Consider the following 17,243-nt stretch of genomic DNA (forward strand, 5'->3'; position numbering starts at 1 on the left):
GATGTAACAACCCGGCATACGTTTGCGTAATTTGACGAAGCAGGTACAATCACGCCGTTTTTAATGTGCGCAAACGTGAACGCAATCGATTACGCATATGAGAAGAATGTGAAATAGAACATATTTTTGTGAGCAGGGATTTCTATAATAGTCGCGCTGCAAAGGTCCTTCCCCTGAGACCGGCGGCCAGGGATGACATCTCACATCCGCATCGCACCAAAATTACGTAAACAGTGGCTAAAAATATGAAAAAAATTATTCTGGCAGCCGGCACCGTTCTGGCGCTTTCCAGCTCTTTCTCTGCCAGCGCAGAAGAAGCAAAAAACAGCGAATACCTCTCCGACTGGTGGCACCAGAGCGTTAACGTTGTCGGCAGCTATCACACCCGTTTCGGGCCTCAGCTGCGCAACGATACCTACCTGGAATATGAAGCATTCGCCAAAAAAGACTGGTTCGATTTCTACGGCTACGTGGATGCGCCAGTCTTCTTCGGCGGTAACACCCAGGCGAAAGGGATCTGGAACCACGGTTCCCCACTGTTTATGGAAATCGAACCTCGCTTCTCCATCGATAAGCTGACCGGGACCGACCTGAGCTTTGGTCCGTTCAAAGAGTGGTACTTCGCGAACAACTACATTTACGATATGGGCCGTAACGCGACGGGTCGCCAAAGCACCTGGTACATGGGTCTGGGTACCGACATCGATACCGGCCTGCCGATGAGCCTGTCGATGAACGTGTATGCCAAATACCAGTGGCAGAACTATAAAGCGAGCAACGAAAACGAGTGGGACGGCTACCGTTTCAAGGTGAAATACTTCGTGCCGATCACCTCCCTGTGGGGCGGTAACCTGAGCTATATCGGTTTCACCAACTTTGACTGGGGTTCAGATCTGGGCAAAGACAGCGGCTACGGCACTAACGGTCTGAAGCAGCGTACCAGCAACTCCATCGCTTCCAGCCACATCCTGTCGCTGAACTACGATCACCTGCACTACTCCATCGTGGCCCGTTACTTCCATAACGGCGGCCAGTGGAACGACGGCACCCAGCTGAACTGGATGACTGAAACCGTTCGCGCAACCGGCTGGGGCGGCTACTTCGTGGTAGGTTACAACTTCTAATCGCCGCCACCTGTAAAAAACCGGCCAACTGGCCGGTTTTTTTATTTCTCAGGCAGATAGCCTTTGGCCTTCTGAAGCGCAATAAAAGCCTGCAGAGAACGATCGTGGCGCTCCTGAAACACCCGTCCGGTTAAATGGATATCCCGACAGCGATCCAGCCTGAAGCTACGATAATCATTCCGGGCTTCGCACCAGGCCACCAGCAGCCAGACCTCTCCCCAAAATGACAGCCCAAGAGGGTGAATATCCCGCTCCGTCAATTCCCCTTTTTCATCCTCATAAAGAAGATGAACAACCTGGAATTTGTCGATGGCGGCATGAAACAGATCGAACCGGGCTTTCACCTGCGGAAACTTATTAAAATTAGGCGAAATTATACGACTACGTTCGGCAACCCTACGCTTTTCCGGAGTGAGCACTGCGAGGAGTTTTTCATGCACGGACTCGGCAGATTTGGCCAGCGATTCTCCACTCCAGGTTTGCACCATTCTTAACGCCGCAATCACCGCCTCAACTTCCCCGGTCGTCAGCATCAGCGGAGGAAGATCGTACCCTGCCAGCAGGCGATAGCCGCAGCCCGCCTCCCCTTCTATCGGCACGCCGGAGAGGGAGAGATCCTGAATGTCGCGGTAGATAGTTCGCTCCGAGACCTCCAGCCGTTCGGCAAGCTGTGCAGCCGTCGTCAGCCGCCTGCCGCGAAGGATTTGCACTATCTGAAATAATCGATCGGCTCTTCGGCTCATGGGCGTTCCGGGAAAATAAGGCCTGCCCGGGCGGCAGGCTTTAGCGTCAGTATTAAGACTTAAACCGGCTGATGCAACCCGACGCGATTGCCCTCGCTGTCGATCATTAACGCAATCGTGCCGATATCATAGGGCAACACCTGCGGACCAAAATCCAGCCGGCCTCCCGCCACTTCTACCTGCTGTAATGCTTTAACGATATCGGGCGTATAAAGATAAATCACCGCGCCTGTCTCTGAAGGCACAAACCGCTCCCCCTTCACCAAAGAGCCGCCGGTGGCAGGTTGGTTATACGAAAATACCGCATTCTCCACGCCAGCTATCGTTTCGCGACGAAATTCAGCGTTCAGTACACGTTGGTAAAAAGCGACCGCTCGCGCCATATCGGTAACGGGGATCTCAAACCAGTTGATGAGTGTGCTCATTGTGTTTCTCCTGTGTTGTCAGTAACCACGAGTCTGCTGACCCCCTCCTGACACCATACTGTCAGGAGAAAAACACCGGGCGAAAAAAAACCGCAGCTCGAAGGCTGCGGTTTTATCAAACGCTTAACGCTATTACGGCAGAATGGACGGCTGATCTGCCCCTTCTTTCTCTACCTTTTGCTGCAGCATATGCTCGCGCTTCATGCCCAGCTTCAACGCCAGCGCAGAGGCGACGTAGATAGAAGACACGGTACCGATGGTGACACCGATAAGCATCGTCAGGGAGAAGCCTTTCAGCAGCGCCCCACCGAACAGATACAGCATCAGGATAACCACTAAGGTGGTACCGGAAGTGATCAAGGTCCTTTGCAGCGTCTGGGTCAGGGAGACGTTAAAGATCTCGTAAGGCGTCCCGCGGCGGATCTTGCGGAAGTTTTCACGAATACGGTCCGAAACCACGATGCTGTCGTTCAGCGAGTAGCCGATAACCGACATCAACGACGCGACGATGGTCAGGTCAATTTCAATGTGGAACAGCGACAGCACACCCATGGTAATCACCACGTCGTGCGCCAGCTTGATAACCACACCGGCAGCCAGACGCCACTCGAAGCGGAACCCTACGTACACCAGAATCGACAACAGCGCGACGAGCAGCGCCATCGCACCATTTTGAGCCAGATCCGCACCCACGCTTGGGCCGACAAACTCAATACGCTTCACTGCCGCATTCTGGCTGGTCGCTTCGTTAATCACGCTCACAACCTTGCTGCCGAGCACCTGGCCGCCGGTTTCGCCTTTAGCAGGCGGCATGCGAACCATGATGTCACGGCTGCTGCCGAAGTTCTGCACCAGCGGCTCTTCAAAGCCCGCCTTCTGCAGCGCGGCGCGCATGGTGTCCAGCTCGGCTGGTTTTTCCAGCCCGATTTCGATAACCGTACCGCCGGTAAAGTCCAGGCCCCAGTTGAAGCCTTTCACGCCGATAATCGCGACGGAAAGGATCAGCAGAATGCCGGAGATGCCGAAGGCCCAGTTGTCCCAGCGCATAAAGTCATAGACTTTACGGCCGTGGTTCAATTGTTCAACAGTATATTCCTGTGCCACAACGCACTCCTTAGATAGACAGCTTGTTGATGCGTTTGCCGCCGTACAACAGGTTCACGATGGCACGGGTGCCGACGATTGCGGTAAACATCGAGGTCGCAACGCCAATACCGGTGGTAATAGCAAACCCTTTGATCGCCCCGGTGCCCACGGCATACAGGATGATAACTTTGATAAGCGTGGTGATGTTGGCATCGAAAATGGAGCTGAACGCGCCTTTGTAGCCTTCATCAATGGCCTGCTGTACCGAACGCCCGTTTCGCAGTTCTTCTTTGATACGTTCGTTAATCAGTACGTTGGCATCCACCGCTACCGCAAGGGTTAAGACAACACCTGCAATACCCGGCATGGTCAGCGTCGCCCCAGGCAGCAGGGACATGATCCCCACAATCAGCACCAGGTTAGCCAGCAGCGCAGAGGTCGCAATCAGGCCAAACTTCTTATAGAAGAAGACCATAAAGATGATAGAGACCACCAGACCTGCCAGACACGCTTCCAGGCCCTGCTTGATGTTTTCCAGACCCAGCGTTGGGCCGATGGTACGTTCTTCAACAATCTGAATCGGCGCAATCAGCGCACCCGCGCGCAGCAGCAGAGAGAGCTGGCGAGCTTCATTCGGATTGCTGATCCCGGTGATGCGGAAGCTGTTACCCAGGCGAGACTGAATGTTCGCCACGTTGATAACTTCTTCTTCTTTCATCAGGACGGAACGGCCATTCGCGTCTTTCTTACCGCTGTCCTTGTACTCCACAAAGAGGGTCGCCATCGGCTTGCCGATGTTGTCTTTGGTGAAGTTAGACATGATGGTACCGCCAGCGCTGTCCAGGGAGATATTTACCTGAGGCTGGTTGTATTCATCCATGCTGGACGTGGAGTCAGTGATATGGTCCCCGGTCAGAATCACGCGCTTGTACAGCACAACCGGTTGGCCTTCGCGAGTCTGCTTCACTTCGGAGTCACCCGGCACGCGGCCAGACGCTGCCGCAGAGGCATCCACGTTGGTATTTACCAGGCGGAATTCCAGCGTAGCGGTTGCACCCAGGATTTCTTTCGCACGTGCGGTGTCCTGAATACCCGGCAGCTCAACCACGATGCGGTCAGCACCCTGGCGCTGTACCAGCGGTTCGGCAACGCCAAGCTGGTTCACACGGTTACGCAGGATGTTGATGTTCTGCTGGACCGCGTACTCACGCGCTTCGCTCAGACGAGCATCGCTCATCACGGCACGCAGCGTATTACTCCCCTGGTTGGAGAACACCAGATCGCGATGGCGGGAGGAGAGGTAATCTCTTGCAGAGTCGCGCGCGCTTGAATCACGGAAGACGATGTCTACGCCGTAATTGTCGGCTTTACGCACGTTGGTATAAGCAATGCCCTTGTCACGCAGGTCGCTGCGCAGGCCATCGATATTTTGTTCCTGGAGCTTGCCCAGCGCTGTGTCCATATCGACTTCCATCAGGAAGTGGACGCCACCGCGCAGGTCAAGGCCGAGCTTCATCGGGTTCGCACCGATAGTCGACATCCAGCGAGGGGTTGCAGGAGCAAGGTTAAGCGCCACGACATAGTTGTCACCCATCACGCTCATCAGCGCTTCACGCGCACGGAGCTGGGTATCGGTAGAGTCGAAGCGAGCGAGAATAGCGCCCTCTTCAAGCGCCACAGACTTAGCGGTGATATTTTCTTGTTTTAAGGTGTTTTCGACCTGGATCAGCGTTTGTTCACTGGCGGCGGCACCGCGCACGCCAGTTAACTGAACTGCCGGATCCTCACCATACAGGTTGGGAAGCGCATACAGCAGGCCAATCGCCAACACGGCGATCAGCATGATGTACTTCCACAAAGGATAACGGTTTAACACGTGTAGTTCCCTTAGGGAAAACGAAAATTACAGCGCCTTCATGGTGCCTTTCGGCAGAACGGCAGCTACGAAATCACGTTTGATAACCACTTCGGTGGTATCGTTCAGCGCGATAGCAATGTAGCCAGTTTCAGCTACTTTAGTTACGCGGCCAACCAGGCCACCGTTGGTCAGCACTTCATCACCCTTGGAGATGGAGTCCATCAGTTTTTTATGCTCTTTGGTACGCTTTTGCTGCGGACGCAGGATCATAAAATAGAAAATCAGGCCGAAGACCACCAACATTGGAATCAAAGTCCATTGACTCTGTCCTGGAGCAGCACCCGCAGAAGCGACAGCATCAGAAATGAAAAAGCTCATTAAAATTCCCTCATTATTAAATTAATCAACGTTCAAAGGTGGAACCGGCTTACCTGTCCGCTCGTAAAAATCAGTCACGAAGTGCTCTAATTTACCCTCTTCAATGGCCTGACGTAAACCAGCCATTAAACGCTGGTAATAGCGCAGGTTATGAATGGTATTGAGACGCGCGCCCAGTATTTCGTTGCAACGGTCGAGATGATGCAAGTAGGCACGTGAATAATTGCGACACGTATAGCAATCACACTCGGCATCGAGCGGGGCGGTGTCATCTTTATGCTTAGCATTGCGGATTTTCACTACGCCGTCCGTCACGAACAGGTGACCGTTACGAGCATTACGAGTTGGCATGACGCAGTCGAACATGTCGATACCGCGACGAACCCCTTCAACCAGGTCTTCCGGCTTACCTACGCCCATCAGGTAACGTGGTTTATCGGCAGGAATCTGCGGGCAAACGTGCTCCAGAATACGGTGCATGTCTTCCTTAGGCTCACCTACCGCCAGGCCGCCGACAGCGTAGCCATCAAAGCCAATCTCTACCAGACCTTTTACCGAGATATCTCGTAAATCTTCGTAAACGCTGCCCTGAATAATACCGAACAGCGCATTTTTATTCTCAAGGGAATCAAAGCGATCGCGGCTACGCTGCGCCCAACGCAGGGACATTTCCATGGAGCGTTTCGCGTAATCCCAGTCCGCTGGGTACGGCGTACATTCGTCGAAGATCATGACGATATCGGAACCCAGATCGTACTGAATTTCCATGGATTTTTCAGGATCGAGGAAAATAGGATCGCCGTTGATCGGGTTGCGGAAATGCACGCCCGCTTCGGTGATCTTACGGATGTCGCCCAGGCTGAATACCTGGAAACCACCGGAGTCCGTCAGGATTGGGCCCTTCCACTGCATAAAATCATGCAGGTCGCCGTGCAGTTTCATGATTTCCTGGCCAGGACGCAGCCATAAATGGAAGGTATTGCCCAGGATAATCTGCGCGCCCGTGGCTTCAACTTCTTCCGGCGTCATCCCTTTTACGGTGCCGTAAGTGCCCACCGGCATGAAGGCCGGGGTTTCGACGGTGCCACGTTCAAAGACCAGGCGACCGCGTCGTGCGCGGCCGTCGGTGGTATCTAATTCAAATTTCACATTTCCTCCAGCACCAGAGAAACAGTCTGGTGAGTCAATTAACGCCGTGGGCGGTGCTCACGGCGGAATAAGCTGGGGTGGGTTACCCTCACCCCGGCCCTCTCCCTGGAAGGGAGAGGGGAAAAGAAGACCTGGTTAGGGTGAGGGGCAATCACGCCCCCGGGCGTTCGTTTATCGCCTGCGGATTACAAGTAATGAACATCGCGTCGCCGTAGCTAAAGAAGCGATATTCCGCTTTCACCGCTTCGTGGTAAGCGTGCATTGTATTTTTATAACCAGCAAACGCGGAGACCAGCATAATCAGCGTAGACTCCGGCAGGTGGAAGTTCGTCACCAGCGCGTCGATCACTTTGTACTGATAGCCCGGGTAGATGAAGATTTGGGTATCGCCGAAGAACGGCTCGATCAGGTCGTTTTTCGCAGCCTGAGCAGCGCTTTCCAGGGAACGTACCGACGTGGTTCCGACCGCAATAACGCGATTGCCACGCGCTTTACAGGCCAGCACTGCGTCCACAACGTCCTGAGGCACTTCGGCATACTCAGAGTGCATGATGTGGTCTTCGATGCTGTCCACGCGCACCGGCTGGAACGTCCCCGCCCCGACGTGCAGCGTGACGAACGCCATATCGACATCTTTATTGCGCAGTTTTTCCAGCAGCGGCTCGTCAAAGTGCAGACCTGCTGTCGGCGCAGCAACCGCCCCCGGCTTCTGGCTATAAACCGTTTGATAAAGCTCGCGGTCGGCTTCTTCATCTGGGCGGTCGATGTACGGTGGCAGCGGCATATGGCCGATGTTATTTAAGATATCCAGTACGGCGCGCTCGTCGTTAAACTCGACTTCAAACAGCGCATCGTGGCGCGCAACCATGGTGGCGTGTACGCTTTCATCATCACCCAGCAGCAGCTCAGCGCCAGGTTTTGGCGCTTTAGAGGCGCGAATGTGTGCCAGAATGCGTTTATCATCCAGCATACGCTCGACCAGTACTTCAATTTTCCCGCCGCTGGCTTTACGGCCAAACAGGCGAGCCGGGATTACGCGGGTGTTGTTGAACACCAGCAGGTCACCGGGGTTGAGCTTGTCGAGCAAATCGGTGAAAGTGCCATGCGCCAATGCGCCCGTCGGCCCGTCAAGTGACAGCAAGCGGCAGCTGCTGCGCTCGGCTTGCGGATAATGAGCAATCAGGGATTCAGGCAGTTCAAAGGAAAAATCAGCAACGCGCATGGTATAGCACTCAGACTTAAAAACAGGCGGCTTAGTCTAGTGGCAGGGGGCTTTCCCTGCAACACGTTTACCCTGCTCAAGCCGTTTTAACGCCATAAATGGAATAACTATTCGATGAATTTTCTTGCCCACCTGCATTTGGCACATCTGGCCCAAAGTTCACTGCTGGGAAATTTGCTGGCGGATTTCGTGCGTGGCAGCCCGGACGACAGCTTTTCACCCGAGGTCGTGGCCGGCATTTATATGCACCGCAGAGTCGATGTCCTGACGGACGGACTGCCGGAAGTGGCTCTAGCCCGCGGCTGGTTCAGCCCAAAGACGCGGCGAGTGTCGCCGATTTCTCTGGATGTCATGTGGGACCACTTCCTGTCGCGCCACTGGCATAAAGTCTGCCCGGATATCGAGCTTGAAAATTTTGTCGCCTATGCTCGCGGGCAAATTGTGCCCAAGCTTGACGACACGCCGCCGCGTTTCATTAATCTTAATAACTATTTGTGGCGTGAACGCTGGCTGGAGCGTTATCAGGATATGGACTTTATTGCTAACGTTCTCAATGGGATGGCAAGCCGTAGACCAAAACTCGATGCCCTGCGAGATTCCTGGCACGATCTCGACGCCCATTATGACCAACTGGAGGCGTTGTTCTGGCAGTTCTACCCGCGCATGATGGCGATGGCGGAACAAAAAAGTTTGTGATCGTTCCCGGTTCACGTTAGAACAACTTGCCCTTTTTCGAAAAAGGGCTATCTTGGTTATCGGCATCAAGATATGCGTCTTTTTGATAGCCAAAACCTATCTGATTGATTGGCAAGATGCCATTGAGCTACATGGAATGGAGCCCCTATACTCCCCCCGTTGCGTTAACATTCACTTTAACAAAATTAACAGGAGTACATATGGTCCTGGTTACTCGTCCAGCCCCTGACTTTACCGCTGCTGCCGTTCTGGGCAATGGCGAAATCGTTGAAAACTTCAACTTCAAAAAACACACCAACGGTAAAGCCACCGTTGTGTTCTTCTGGCCGATGGACTTCACCTTCGTTTGCCCGTCTGAACTGATCGCGTTCGACAAGCGTTACGAAGAATTCCAGAAACGTGGCGTAGAAGTCGTTGGTGTATCTTTTGACTCCGAGTTCGTTCACAACGCATGGCGTAAAACCCCTGTAGATAAAGGCGGCATCGGCGAAGTGAAATACGCGATGGTTGCTGATATCAAACGTGAAATCCAGCAAGCCTACGGCATCGAACACCCGGAAGCGGGCGTTGCGCTGCGCGGTTCCTTCCTGATCGACAAAGCCGGTATCGTTCGCCACCAGGTTGTGAACGATCTGCCGCTGGGTCGTAACATCGACGAAATGCTGCGTATGGTTGACGCGCTGCAGTTCCACGAAGAGCACGGCGAAGTGTGCCCGGCTCAGTGGGAAAAAGGGAAAGAAGGCATGAACGCGTCTCCGGACGGCGTTGCTAAGTACCTGAGCGAGAACGTTGCTAAGCTGTAATCGCTAAGCAAGTTCGAAGAAAAGGCCGCGATTGCGGCCTGTTTTGTTTTTGTCAGAAGGCGAAGCAGGAACAGCCCATCACGCCCCAGAACGCCGTCTCATCGCCGACGGGAATCGAGGAATTACGCGCCACATCATGCTGGTGCCCGTGGACGTTGCAGCTCCCGCAGCACTGATGCACCGATGCTATCATCCCCACTTTTGCCGCCGCTGGCGGTGCGGAACGGTAATGCCCCGGCACGTTCACCACAGGCGACCAGTCAGGCACAACGGGAATGGCTGGCGGAGCCAGAGGCGTAAAGGCTCCGGTGGCGTAAACCACTTTTCCATCCACCACGGTCATCACTGATTCAATACCCTTGATAGCCTCTTCCTGCACGCTGAAGTAGTCCTGAGACAGCACGACCAGGTCAGCCAGTTGCCCCGCCTGAATCCGCCCTTTCTTGCCCTGCTCGTTAGAGAACCAGGCGCTGCCTGCGGTCCATAGCTCAAGGGCAACATCGCGGGACATACGGTTATTCTCGTCGTACATCTGCATACCGCCCACCGTGCGCCCGGACACCAGCCAGTAAAGCGCTGTCCACGGGTTGTAGCTGGCCACGCGCGTGGCGTCAGTGCCTAACCCCACAGGTACGCCCGCCGCGAGCATTTTCGCCACCGGCGGCGTTTGTTTCACCGCCTCAATCCCGTAGCGCTCTGCATAGTATTCGCCCTGGAAAGCCATGCGGTGCTGAACCGCAATCCCACCGCCCAGCGCCTTAACCCGGTCGATATTGCGTTCGGTAATCGTCTCCGCGTGGTCAAACAGCCAGTGCAGGCCGTTGAACGGAATATCGCGATTAACCTTTTCGAACACGTCCAGCATACGGCTGATGGACTCGTTGTAGGTGGCATGCAGCCTGAACGGCCAGCGGTGTTCAACCAGATGGCGCACCACGCGCTCCAGCTCCTGCTCCATGCCGTCCGGCAAATCCGGGCGGGGCTGCAGGAAGTCTTCAAAATCCGCCGCTGAGAACACCAGCATTTCGCCGGCCCCGTTGGCGCGGTAGAAATCGGTACCCTGCCCCGGCGTCAGCATGTCAGTCCATTTTTCAAAATCTTCCAGCTCATGCTGAGGGCGCTGGGTAAACAGGTTATAGGCAATGCGCACCGTCATCTGCTTTTTACTGTGCAGCTCGTCGATAACCTGGTAATCCTCAGGGTAGTTCTGGAAACCACCGCCCGCGTCAATCGCGCTGGTCACGCCCAGGCGGTTCAGCTCACGCATAAACTGCCGCGTTGAGTTCACCTGCATCTCCAGCGGCAGTTTCGGCCCTTTTGCCAGCGTAGAATAAAGGATCATCGCGTTAGGCTTCGCCACCAGCATTCCTGTCGGATTCCCGTTGCCGTCACGGACAATCTCGCCACCTGGCGGGTTTGGCGTCTCTTTGGTATAGCCCACCGCTTTCAGCGCGGCACGGTTGAGCAAAGCTCTGTCGTACAGATGCAGAACGAATACCGGCGTATCGGGCGCGGCCTCGTTAAGTTCTTCGATGGTAGGCATGCGGCGTTCGGCAAACTGGAACTCTGTCCAGCCACCCACCACGCGTACCCACTGCGGAGACGGCGTGCGCAGCGCCTGTTCTTTTAGCATGCGCAGGGCATCGGCCAGCGAAGGCACACCTTCCCAGCGCAGCTCAAGGTTGTAGTTCAGCCCGCCGCGAATCAGGTGCAGGTGCGAATCGTTCAGGCCGGGGATCACCGTGTGGCCTTTCAAATCGACGACCTGGCTACCTTCTCCGGCAAAGCTCATCACATAGGCGGTGCTGCCCGCCGCCAGAATTTTACCCTCTTTAATCGCTACCGCTTCGGCAAGCGGATTCTCTTTATCCAGCGTGTGAAACTGGCCATGAGTCAAAATCAGTGAGGCATGTTGAGACATAATCAGGGACTCCTGAGAAATCATGCTTTTTTTAGCCAACCGGCAAACAGCTTCGTCACCATCGGCATCCAGAGCCAGACCACCAGCGCTACCACGCAGGCATCGTTAAGCAAGTGCCCGGGAAGCGTGCCGCGTAAACCTGGGAACAACATACCCGTCACCCACGGCACAAGGTTGGTACTGGGGAAGATAACCAGCAGCGTGATCAGGAACTGCTTCCACTGCGGCGGGCGTTTCACCGTGGCGCTTTCCGGGGTAAACCAGAAGGCCGTTTCGGTGTGCACCTGCACTTTGTCGTCATCGGCAAGGGAGGATTTGATCTCTGCCACAAGGCGATGGCGTTCAGGGGAGTCAGTCCAGGCATTGAGATGCTCGAGCGTGTCGAAGCGAATCACCACGTTATAGGTGTCGTTCCCGGCCGTGGGGCGAATCACATGCACCCCAAGGTGACCGGGGAAACGAGCGGCGGTCGGCATGATCTTTTCCAGCCATTGCTCGTAGCGAACTGCCTCGCCTGGCCGGATTGCGTGGGTGATCACCAGCGTAACGGTATTGTTGTCGGCCATGCCGCAATTCCTGAGTCAGAATGGGGAGGAAAAACGGAGCGGCGAACCCGCCCCGAGTGTGATCCATCAGGCTTTACGTTCCGGCGCGCCGTGAACCATCGTATAAGCGTAGTCGACGCCCATGCCGTAAGCCCCGCTGTGCTCACGAACCAGGTTCATCACCGCGTCATAAGTTTCTTTGCGTGACCAGTCGCGCTGGTACTCCAGCAGAACCTGCTGCCAGGTCACCGGCACGGCACCGGCCTGCACCATCCGGTCAATGGCGCGTTCGTGGGCATCCACAGAAGTCCCGCCGGACGTGTCGGTCACCACATACACTTCAAAGCCTTCTCCCAGCGCCATCAGCGCCGGGAAGGTCAGGCACACTTCGGTCCACAGCGCTGAAATAATCAGTTTTTTACGGCCCGTCGCCTTCACCGCCTCAACAAAGGCTTTATCTTCCCAGGAGTTCATGGAAGTACGCTCAATGGGCTTAATTTCAGGATGAACGGCTAATAATTCAGGCCAGATATAGCCGCTGAAGCTTTTGGTTTCGACGGAGGTATAAATCGTCGGCACCTTAAATATTTTGCCCGCCTTTGCCAGCGCCACGGTGTTATTTTTCAGGGTCTGGCGATCGATATTCGCCACGCCGAAAGCCATTTGCGGCTGGTGATCGATAAAAATAAGGGCGGAGTTAGTTGGGTCAATCAGTTCACGAATAGACATTTTATTCCCTCAGCTATCAATGAGTTATTAAGGTATCCATCTCTGGATGACGCTTTATTTTCTGCATACTGCTGCAGGGTTGATAGCCGGAATTTTCTAACGTCTTATTTAATTTTTTGGTGATAGACTTTTGCAAGGACAAGCCCGAACGGATTATCACTATGCGTGTAAATTTAGATGTGCTGCTTATTCTTGATGCCTTAGACAAACACGGCAGCTTTGCCGCCGCCGCTGAATCGCTGTTTAAAACACCTGCGGCGCTGAGTTATATGGTGCAGAAGCTAGAAAACGATCTGAATATTAAACTGCTGGATCGCTCAGGCCATCGGGCAAAATTTACCGACACCGGCAGAATTGTGCTGGAAAAAGGACGGATGGTGCTCAGCGCCGCGAAGGATCTGGAAAGCCAGGCTTTGCGCTCCACCTCCGGCTGGGAAAAAACGCTGACTATTGCGCTGGATGGTTCATTTCCCTTCCACCTGCTGCTGCCGCTGATAGAGGAGTTCTACGCCCTCGATCAGCAAACCACGCTTAATTTTACCCACCATACGCTGGCAGGTGCCTGGGAAGAACTGACCCACAACGGCGCGAACATTATTCTCGGCGCCATTAACGAGCCGCCGACGTCATCCGAGTACGCCTACAAGATGCTGGGCACGCTGGACAACGTGTTTGTCGTCTCCCCCAAGCACGCGCTGGCAAAAGCGGAACATGTGCTTTCCAGCGACGAAGTTTGCCGCCATCGTGCGGCCATCATTGGCGATACGGCACGTTACTGCCAGCCAATCAACACCAATTACATTGAAGAACAAGAACGCGTGGTGGTGTACGACTTCCCGAGCAAGGTCGCTATTTTAGTATCGGGCCTGGCCTGCGGATTTTTACCCCGCCACATCGCCCAGCCACTCCTGAGCCGCGGCAAATTAATTGAAAAACCGGTTGTATCGTTCCGCCAGACGGACGTGACCTACATCGGCTGGCATAACCGGGGTGAAGGCCTGGCCGCACGCTGGTGGCGAGAAAAGATTATTGAAGGGGATTTGGTCAACGCCCTTTATCAGCCCCCGACGGAGAGCTAAATCATTCCCCGTCGGGTCACCGACCTAAAGACTGCGCCAGACCGCGGCGCTGACGGCAGGCAAGCTCAGCTCGCGGTTATTGAGCGCCGCCTCGCCTTCGATCTGCGTCCAGGCTCTGCCGCTCAGCAAGGCATCCCACGGGAGCGTGGCCTGAACCTCGCTGCCGCGATTGATGGCCACCAGAACACGTTCGTTTTGATAAGCACGCACGAACACTACGACGTCCTGCTCAGCGTAGATGATCCGGCAACCACCGTGACGAAGCGCCCGGCTTTGCTTCCTCAGCTTGCCGAGCCGCTGATAAAGCGCCAGCAGATCTAAATCCTGATCCTGTTTCTGCCACGGGAAAGGCTTGCGGCAGAAAGGATCGTTGTTGCCATCCAGCCCCACCTCATCGCCGTAATAAATACAGGGCACGCCGGGCCAGGCGTACAGCCAGATGACGGCCAGCGGCAAGCGGGCAACATCTTTACCAAGAATCGACTTAAAACGGGCGGTATCGTGGCTGTCGAGCTGGTTAAACATACGCAGCTGCTGCTGATGGGAAAGCGCCGAGCGATACTCTTCCATCCAGGCTATACAGATTTGGGCGTCAATATCCTGCGGCTCGTAAGAGATATCGGTGTTTGCCAAAAATCCCCACAGCGGGAAAGTAAAACCGCGATAGTTCATGGCGGCATCTTCGGCATCGGCCTGCAGCCACTGCCGGGCATCGCCAAAGTGCTCGCCGAGGACGTAAGCCTCCTGTTTGGTTTCTTTTGCCGCCTGGGTAATGCCGCTGACGTGCTGAAGATTATTTTTCGCCACGCCTTCCTCTCCCAGCATATGCACTACGTCCAGCCGCCAGCCGTCAATGCCCCAGGGCTCCCGCAGCCAGTGCCGCACAATGCTTTGCTCGCCGCGATAGATCTCATCCACCAGCGTGGCCGAGCGATAATCCAGCTTAGGCAGGCTGGAATAGCCCAACCAGTCCAGCGCCAACCCTTCGTCAGAAAAGCTGTACCAGTCGCGCCACGGAGACTGTGGGTGATGGCAGGCGCCATTCTCACCGTTCTGATGCCTGTCAAACCAGCCGTGCGTATCGCCGCTGTGGTTAAAAACGCCGTCCAGCATCAGCTTCATCCCCTGCCGGCGCGTATTTTCCCTCAGCCGCAGGAAAGCGGCATTACCGCCAAACTGCTCGTCTACCTGCCGGTAATCCTGAGTGTCGTACTTATGCACGCTGGGCGCGGTAAAAATAGGGTTCAGATAAAGTGCCGTCACGCCAAGCTTTTTCAGGTACGGCAGCTTTTCACTGATACCGTCCAGATCGCCGCCGTAAAACGTCGATCCTCCGGCTTCCCCGGTTAAAGGCTCATGCCACTCCCGGCGGACGATATCCCTCCCGGCCGCGTGATGAAAATAAACGTTATCCTGCTCCGGCTGGCGATGAGCCCCGCGCGCAAAACGATCCGGGAAGATCTGATAGAACACCTGATCCTGCACCCAATCCGGGCCATCATCCGGCGTATCAAAAGCGAACTGTTCCAACCGGGCTGGCGGCGTTTTCTGGAAGCCCTGAGGTGTGTACCAGCGCTGCCTGTCCTGCCAGAGTAGCTTAAAGCTGTAGCGACGGCGCGGCTGCCCTTCGGCGGTATCGAGGGTGACTTTCCAGGCGACAGCGCCCTCAAGGGGAGCCTGTTTCTGGCGCACCATGACCAGAGAAATCTCTTCGTTATCTTTTTCGCCGCGCAGAATCACTTTTTCCGGCAGGTCGTCCCCCGCCAGCCACAGGGTAATGACAAGGCTGCGTTCCCGCTTCTGGATAAACGGTGCCACCGGCAGGTGCCAGGCATTCAACATAGTAACTTTCCCATCGCTTAAAAATGACGCCACCTTGCCACAGCATAAGGCTTTATCACTCATCATTCCGGGTTAATTTGGGGGAGGACAGGAGGGGTGGAGGCGGGAGAAATTATTCCCCTCACCCCGGCCCTCTCCCCAAAGGGGCGAGGGGGAAAAGCGAATGAGGGGAACGCTATTTATCCCCTCTCCCTTCCGGGAGAGGGTAAAACCTGACACGACGTTCTAACCGAATCGGCCACTAAACTGGCAATGACTGCGCCTTAACCCGGCGCTTAACAACCCATCCAATAAGCAACAGCGCAATCCAGCCGCAGCCCACGTACAGCGAAATACGGGTTTCCGGGTGGTAACCAATCAGCCCGATAATAAACACCAGGAACACCAGGCCCACTATGGTCGTCGCTACGCCTCCGGGGATCGGGAATTTCAGCGCTTTCGCCTCTTCCGGCGACAGGCGGCGGCGGAAGGCAATCTGCGACAGCAGGATCATTATCCAGACCCAAACGGTGGCGAACGTTGCCAGCGACGCAATCACCAGGAAGACGTTTTCCGGCATGATGTAGTTCAGGTAAACCGCCAGCAGCAGCGCGCAGGCCATCACCACAACGGTGACCCACGGAATACCGTTGCGGGAAGTCTTGGCGAAGATTTTAGGCGCGCTCCCCTGCTCGGCCATGCCGTGTAGCATGCGGCCCACACCAAACACATCGCTGTTAATCGCCGAGAGCGAAGCCGTGATAACCACAAAGTTCAGAATACCGGCTGCAGCGGTAATGCCCATATGCTGGAAGGTCATCACAAACGGACTGCCCTCGGTGCCCACCTGGTTCCAAGGATAAATGGACATGATGACGAACAGCGTCCCCACGTAGAACACCAGAATACGCAGCGGCACGGAGTTTATCGCGCGCGGAATGGATTTTTGCGGATCTTTCGCTTCGCCTGCGGTGATGCCGATAATCTCAATCCCGCCGTAGGCAAACATCACCATCTGCAGAGACATGATCATGCCCAGCCAGCCGTTGCTAAAGAAGCCGCCGTTGCTCCACAGGTTGTGGATACCGGTCGCCTGGCCGCCGTTGCCAATCCCCCACACGATAATGCCGATCCCGGCAATAATCATGATGATGATGGTGGCTACTTTAAAGAATGAGAACCAGAACTCCAGCTCGCCGAACACCTTCACGCTCATCAGGTTGATGGCGCAGATAATCAGCACCACGCTCAGTACCCAGACCCAGTGCGGCACCGCCGGGAACCAGATACCCATGTAGATCCCGAATGCGGTCACGTCGGCGATGGCAACAATCAAAATCTCAAAGCAGTAGGTCCAGCCGGTAATATAGCCAGCCAGCGGCCCAAGGTTGTCCTGAGCATAGCGAGAAAACGAGCTGGCTGCGGGATTGTGCACCGACATTTCGCCCAGCGCGCGCATAATAATATAGGCCGCCACGCCGCCGATGATATACGCCAGCAAAACGCTCGGCCCCGCCATTTTGATGGCGTCCGCCGACCCGTAAAACAGCCCTGTGCCAATCGCCGACCCCAGCGCCATAAATCGAATGTGCCGGGTGCTCAAACCGCGCTTGAGCTTGTTGGTGTTTTCCATGAATCCAAGTACCACGCTTTACAATAAAAAA

General features: G+C 55.1%; 16 protein-coding genes. 4 read left to right on the plus strand and 12 right to left on the minus strand.

Going from position 1 to position 17,243, the window contains the following annotated elements; genetic code table 11:
• The first annotated feature begins 245 nt into the window (after positions 1–245).
• Complete coding sequence (locus tag ACR6JA_RS18120; protein ID WP_039290746.1) at positions 246–1,124, plus strand: nucleoside-specific channel-forming protein Tsx; 879 nt, start codon at positions 246–248, stop codon at positions 1,122–1,124.
• Positions 1,125–1,165: 41 nt separating this feature from the next.
• On the opposite strand, the gene ACR6JA_RS18125 is transcribed toward ACR6JA_RS18120, so the two are convergent.
• From ACR6JA_RS18125 to queA, 7 genes are all read right to left on the minus strand, one after another.
• Positions 1,166–1,867 carry a helix-turn-helix transcriptional regulator gene (locus tag ACR6JA_RS18125; protein ID WP_039290745.1) on the minus strand — a complete coding sequence of 234 codons (702 nt, stop codon included), beginning with the start codon at positions 1,865–1,867 and terminating at the stop codon, positions 1,166–1,168.
• Positions 1,868–1,926: 59 nt separating this feature from the next.
• Complete coding sequence (locus tag ACR6JA_RS18130) at positions 1,927–2,292, minus strand: VOC family protein (RefSeq protein ID WP_213713181.1); 366 nt, start codon at positions 2,290–2,292, stop codon at positions 1,927–1,929.
• 132 nt (positions 2,293–2,424) lie between these two features.
• Positions 2,425–3,396, minus strand: coding sequence for a protein translocase subunit SecF (secF, locus tag ACR6JA_RS18135; protein WP_008454542.1), 972 nt, complete (start codon positions 3,394–3,396; stop codon positions 2,425–2,427).
• 10 nt (positions 3,397–3,406) lie between these two features.
• Positions 3,407–5,254, minus strand: a complete 1,848-nt coding sequence (gene secD, locus ACR6JA_RS18140) for a protein translocase subunit SecD (RefSeq protein WP_213713178.1) — start codon at positions 5,252–5,254, stop codon at positions 3,407–3,409.
• Between the two features lie 27 nt (positions 5,255–5,281).
• On the minus strand, positions 5,282–5,614 hold the full coding sequence (gene yajC / locus ACR6JA_RS18145; protein WP_008454538.1) for a preprotein translocase subunit YajC: 333 nt from the start codon (positions 5,612–5,614) through the stop codon (positions 5,282–5,284).
• A 21-nt stretch (positions 5,615–5,635) separates the two neighbouring features.
• Positions 5,636–6,763, minus strand: a complete 1,128-nt coding sequence (tgt, locus tag ACR6JA_RS18150; protein ID WP_213713176.1) for a tRNA guanosine(34) transglycosylase Tgt — start codon at positions 6,761–6,763, stop codon at positions 5,636–5,638.
• A gap of 151 nt (positions 6,764–6,914) precedes the next feature.
• Entirely contained in the window at positions 6,915–7,985 is a 1,071-nt protein-coding gene (gene queA / locus ACR6JA_RS18155) for a tRNA preQ1(34) S-adenosylmethionine ribosyltransferase-isomerase QueA (RefSeq protein ID WP_494494034.1), read from the minus strand.
• A gap of 114 nt (positions 7,986–8,099) precedes the next feature.
• Here queA and acpH point away from each other — a divergent pair, with 114 nt between their 5' ends.
• Together acpH and ACR6JA_RS18165 are read left to right on the plus strand one after the other, a co-directional pair.
• Positions 8,100–8,681 (plus strand): ACP phosphodiesterase, encoded by a 582-nt coding sequence (gene acpH, locus ACR6JA_RS18160; protein WP_213713174.1) that lies wholly within the window; start codon positions 8,100–8,102, stop codon positions 8,679–8,681.
• 200 nt (positions 8,682–8,881) lie between these two features.
• The gene (locus ACR6JA_RS18165; RefSeq protein WP_008454530.1) at positions 8,882–9,484 is read left to right on the plus strand and encodes a peroxiredoxin C; all 603 of its coding nucleotides are present in this window, start codon (positions 8,882–8,884) and stop codon (positions 9,482–9,484) included.
• Positions 9,485–9,536: 52 nt separating this feature from the next.
• On the opposite strand, the gene ACR6JA_RS18170 is transcribed toward ACR6JA_RS18165, so the two are convergent.
• From ACR6JA_RS18170 to ACR6JA_RS18180, 3 genes are all read right to left on the minus strand, one after another.
• Positions 9,537–11,405, minus strand: coding sequence for an amidohydrolase (locus tag ACR6JA_RS18170; RefSeq protein ID WP_494494033.1), 1,869 nt, complete (start codon positions 11,403–11,405; stop codon positions 9,537–9,539).
• Positions 11,406–11,425: 20 nt separating this feature from the next.
• Positions 11,426–11,971, minus strand: a complete 546-nt coding sequence (locus ACR6JA_RS18175) for an antibiotic biosynthesis monooxygenase (protein ID WP_213713170.1) — start codon at positions 11,969–11,971, stop codon at positions 11,426–11,428.
• 66 nt (positions 11,972–12,037) lie between these two features.
• Positions 12,038–12,679, minus strand: coding sequence for a hydrolase (locus ACR6JA_RS18180; RefSeq protein WP_213713168.1), 642 nt, complete (start codon positions 12,677–12,679; stop codon positions 12,038–12,040).
• 161 nt (positions 12,680–12,840) lie between these two features.
• On the opposite strand from ACR6JA_RS18180, the gene ACR6JA_RS18185 reads away from it, so the two are divergent.
• On the plus strand, positions 12,841–13,758 hold the full coding sequence (locus ACR6JA_RS18185; RefSeq protein ID WP_494494032.1) for a LysR family transcriptional regulator: 918 nt from the start codon (positions 12,841–12,843) through the stop codon (positions 13,756–13,758).
• A gap of 24 nt (positions 13,759–13,782) precedes the next feature.
• Here the strand turns inward: ACR6JA_RS18185 and malZ are convergent, their stop codons facing one another.
• Together malZ and proY are read right to left on the minus strand one after the other, a co-directional pair.
• A complete protein-coding gene (malZ, locus tag ACR6JA_RS18190; protein WP_494494031.1) occupies positions 13,783–15,600 on the minus strand; it encodes a maltodextrin glucosidase in 1,818 nt (605 codons plus the stop codon).
• Between the two features lie 241 nt (positions 15,601–15,841).
• The gene (proY, locus tag ACR6JA_RS18195; RefSeq protein WP_494494030.1) at positions 15,842–17,212 is read right to left on the minus strand and encodes a proline-specific permease ProY; all 1,371 of its coding nucleotides are present in this window, start codon (positions 17,210–17,212) and stop codon (positions 15,842–15,844) included.
• Positions 17,213–17,243 lie beyond the last annotated feature (31 nt).

This window comes from Cedecea sp. B1(4), from assembly GCF_059414925.1.

Excerpts from the sequence above, each read along its gene's own strand:
- ACR6JA_RS18120 (WP_039290746.1), top strand. The coding sequence starts at position 246 with ATGAAAAAAATTATTCTGGCAGCCGGCACCGTTCTGGCGCTTTCCAGC.
- ACR6JA_RS18125 (WP_039290745.1), bottom strand. The coding sequence starts at position 1,867 with ATGAGCCGAAGAGCCGATCGATTATTTCAGATAGTGCAAATCCTTCGC.
- ACR6JA_RS18130 (WP_213713181.1), bottom strand. The coding sequence starts at position 2,292 with ATGAGCACACTCATCAACTGGTTTGAGATCCCCGTTACCGATATGGCG.
- yajC (WP_008454538.1), bottom strand. The coding sequence starts at position 5,614 with ATGAGCTTTTTCATTTCTGATGCTGTCGCTTCTGCGGGTGCTGCTCCA.
- queA (WP_494494034.1), bottom strand. The coding sequence starts at position 7,985 with ATGCGCGTTGCTGATTTTTCCTTTGAACTGCCTGAATCCCTGATTGCT.
- acpH (WP_213713174.1), top strand. The coding sequence starts at position 8,100 with ATGAATTTTCTTGCCCACCTGCATTTGGCACATCTGGCCCAAAGTTCA.
- ACR6JA_RS18165 (WP_008454530.1), top strand. The coding sequence starts at position 8,882 with ATGGTCCTGGTTACTCGTCCAGCCCCTGACTTTACCGCTGCTGCCGTT.
- ACR6JA_RS18170 (WP_494494033.1), bottom strand. The coding sequence starts at position 11,405 with ATGTCTCAACATGCCTCACTGATTTTGACTCATGGCCAGTTTCACACG.
- ACR6JA_RS18175 (WP_213713170.1), bottom strand. The coding sequence starts at position 11,971 with ATGGCCGACAACAATACCGTTACGCTGGTGATCACCCACGCAATCCGG.
- ACR6JA_RS18180 (WP_213713168.1), bottom strand. The coding sequence starts at position 12,679 with ATGTCTATTCGTGAACTGATTGACCCAACTAACTCCGCCCTTATTTTT.
- ACR6JA_RS18185 (WP_494494032.1), top strand. The coding sequence starts at position 12,841 with ATGCGTGTAAATTTAGATGTGCTGCTTATTCTTGATGCCTTAGACAAA.
- malZ (WP_494494031.1), bottom strand. The coding sequence starts at position 15,600 with ATGTTGAATGCCTGGCACCTGCCGGTGGCACCGTTTATCCAGAAGCGG.
- proY (WP_494494030.1), bottom strand. The coding sequence starts at position 17,212 with ATGGAAAACACCAACAAGCTCAAGCGCGGTTTGAGCACCCGGCACATT.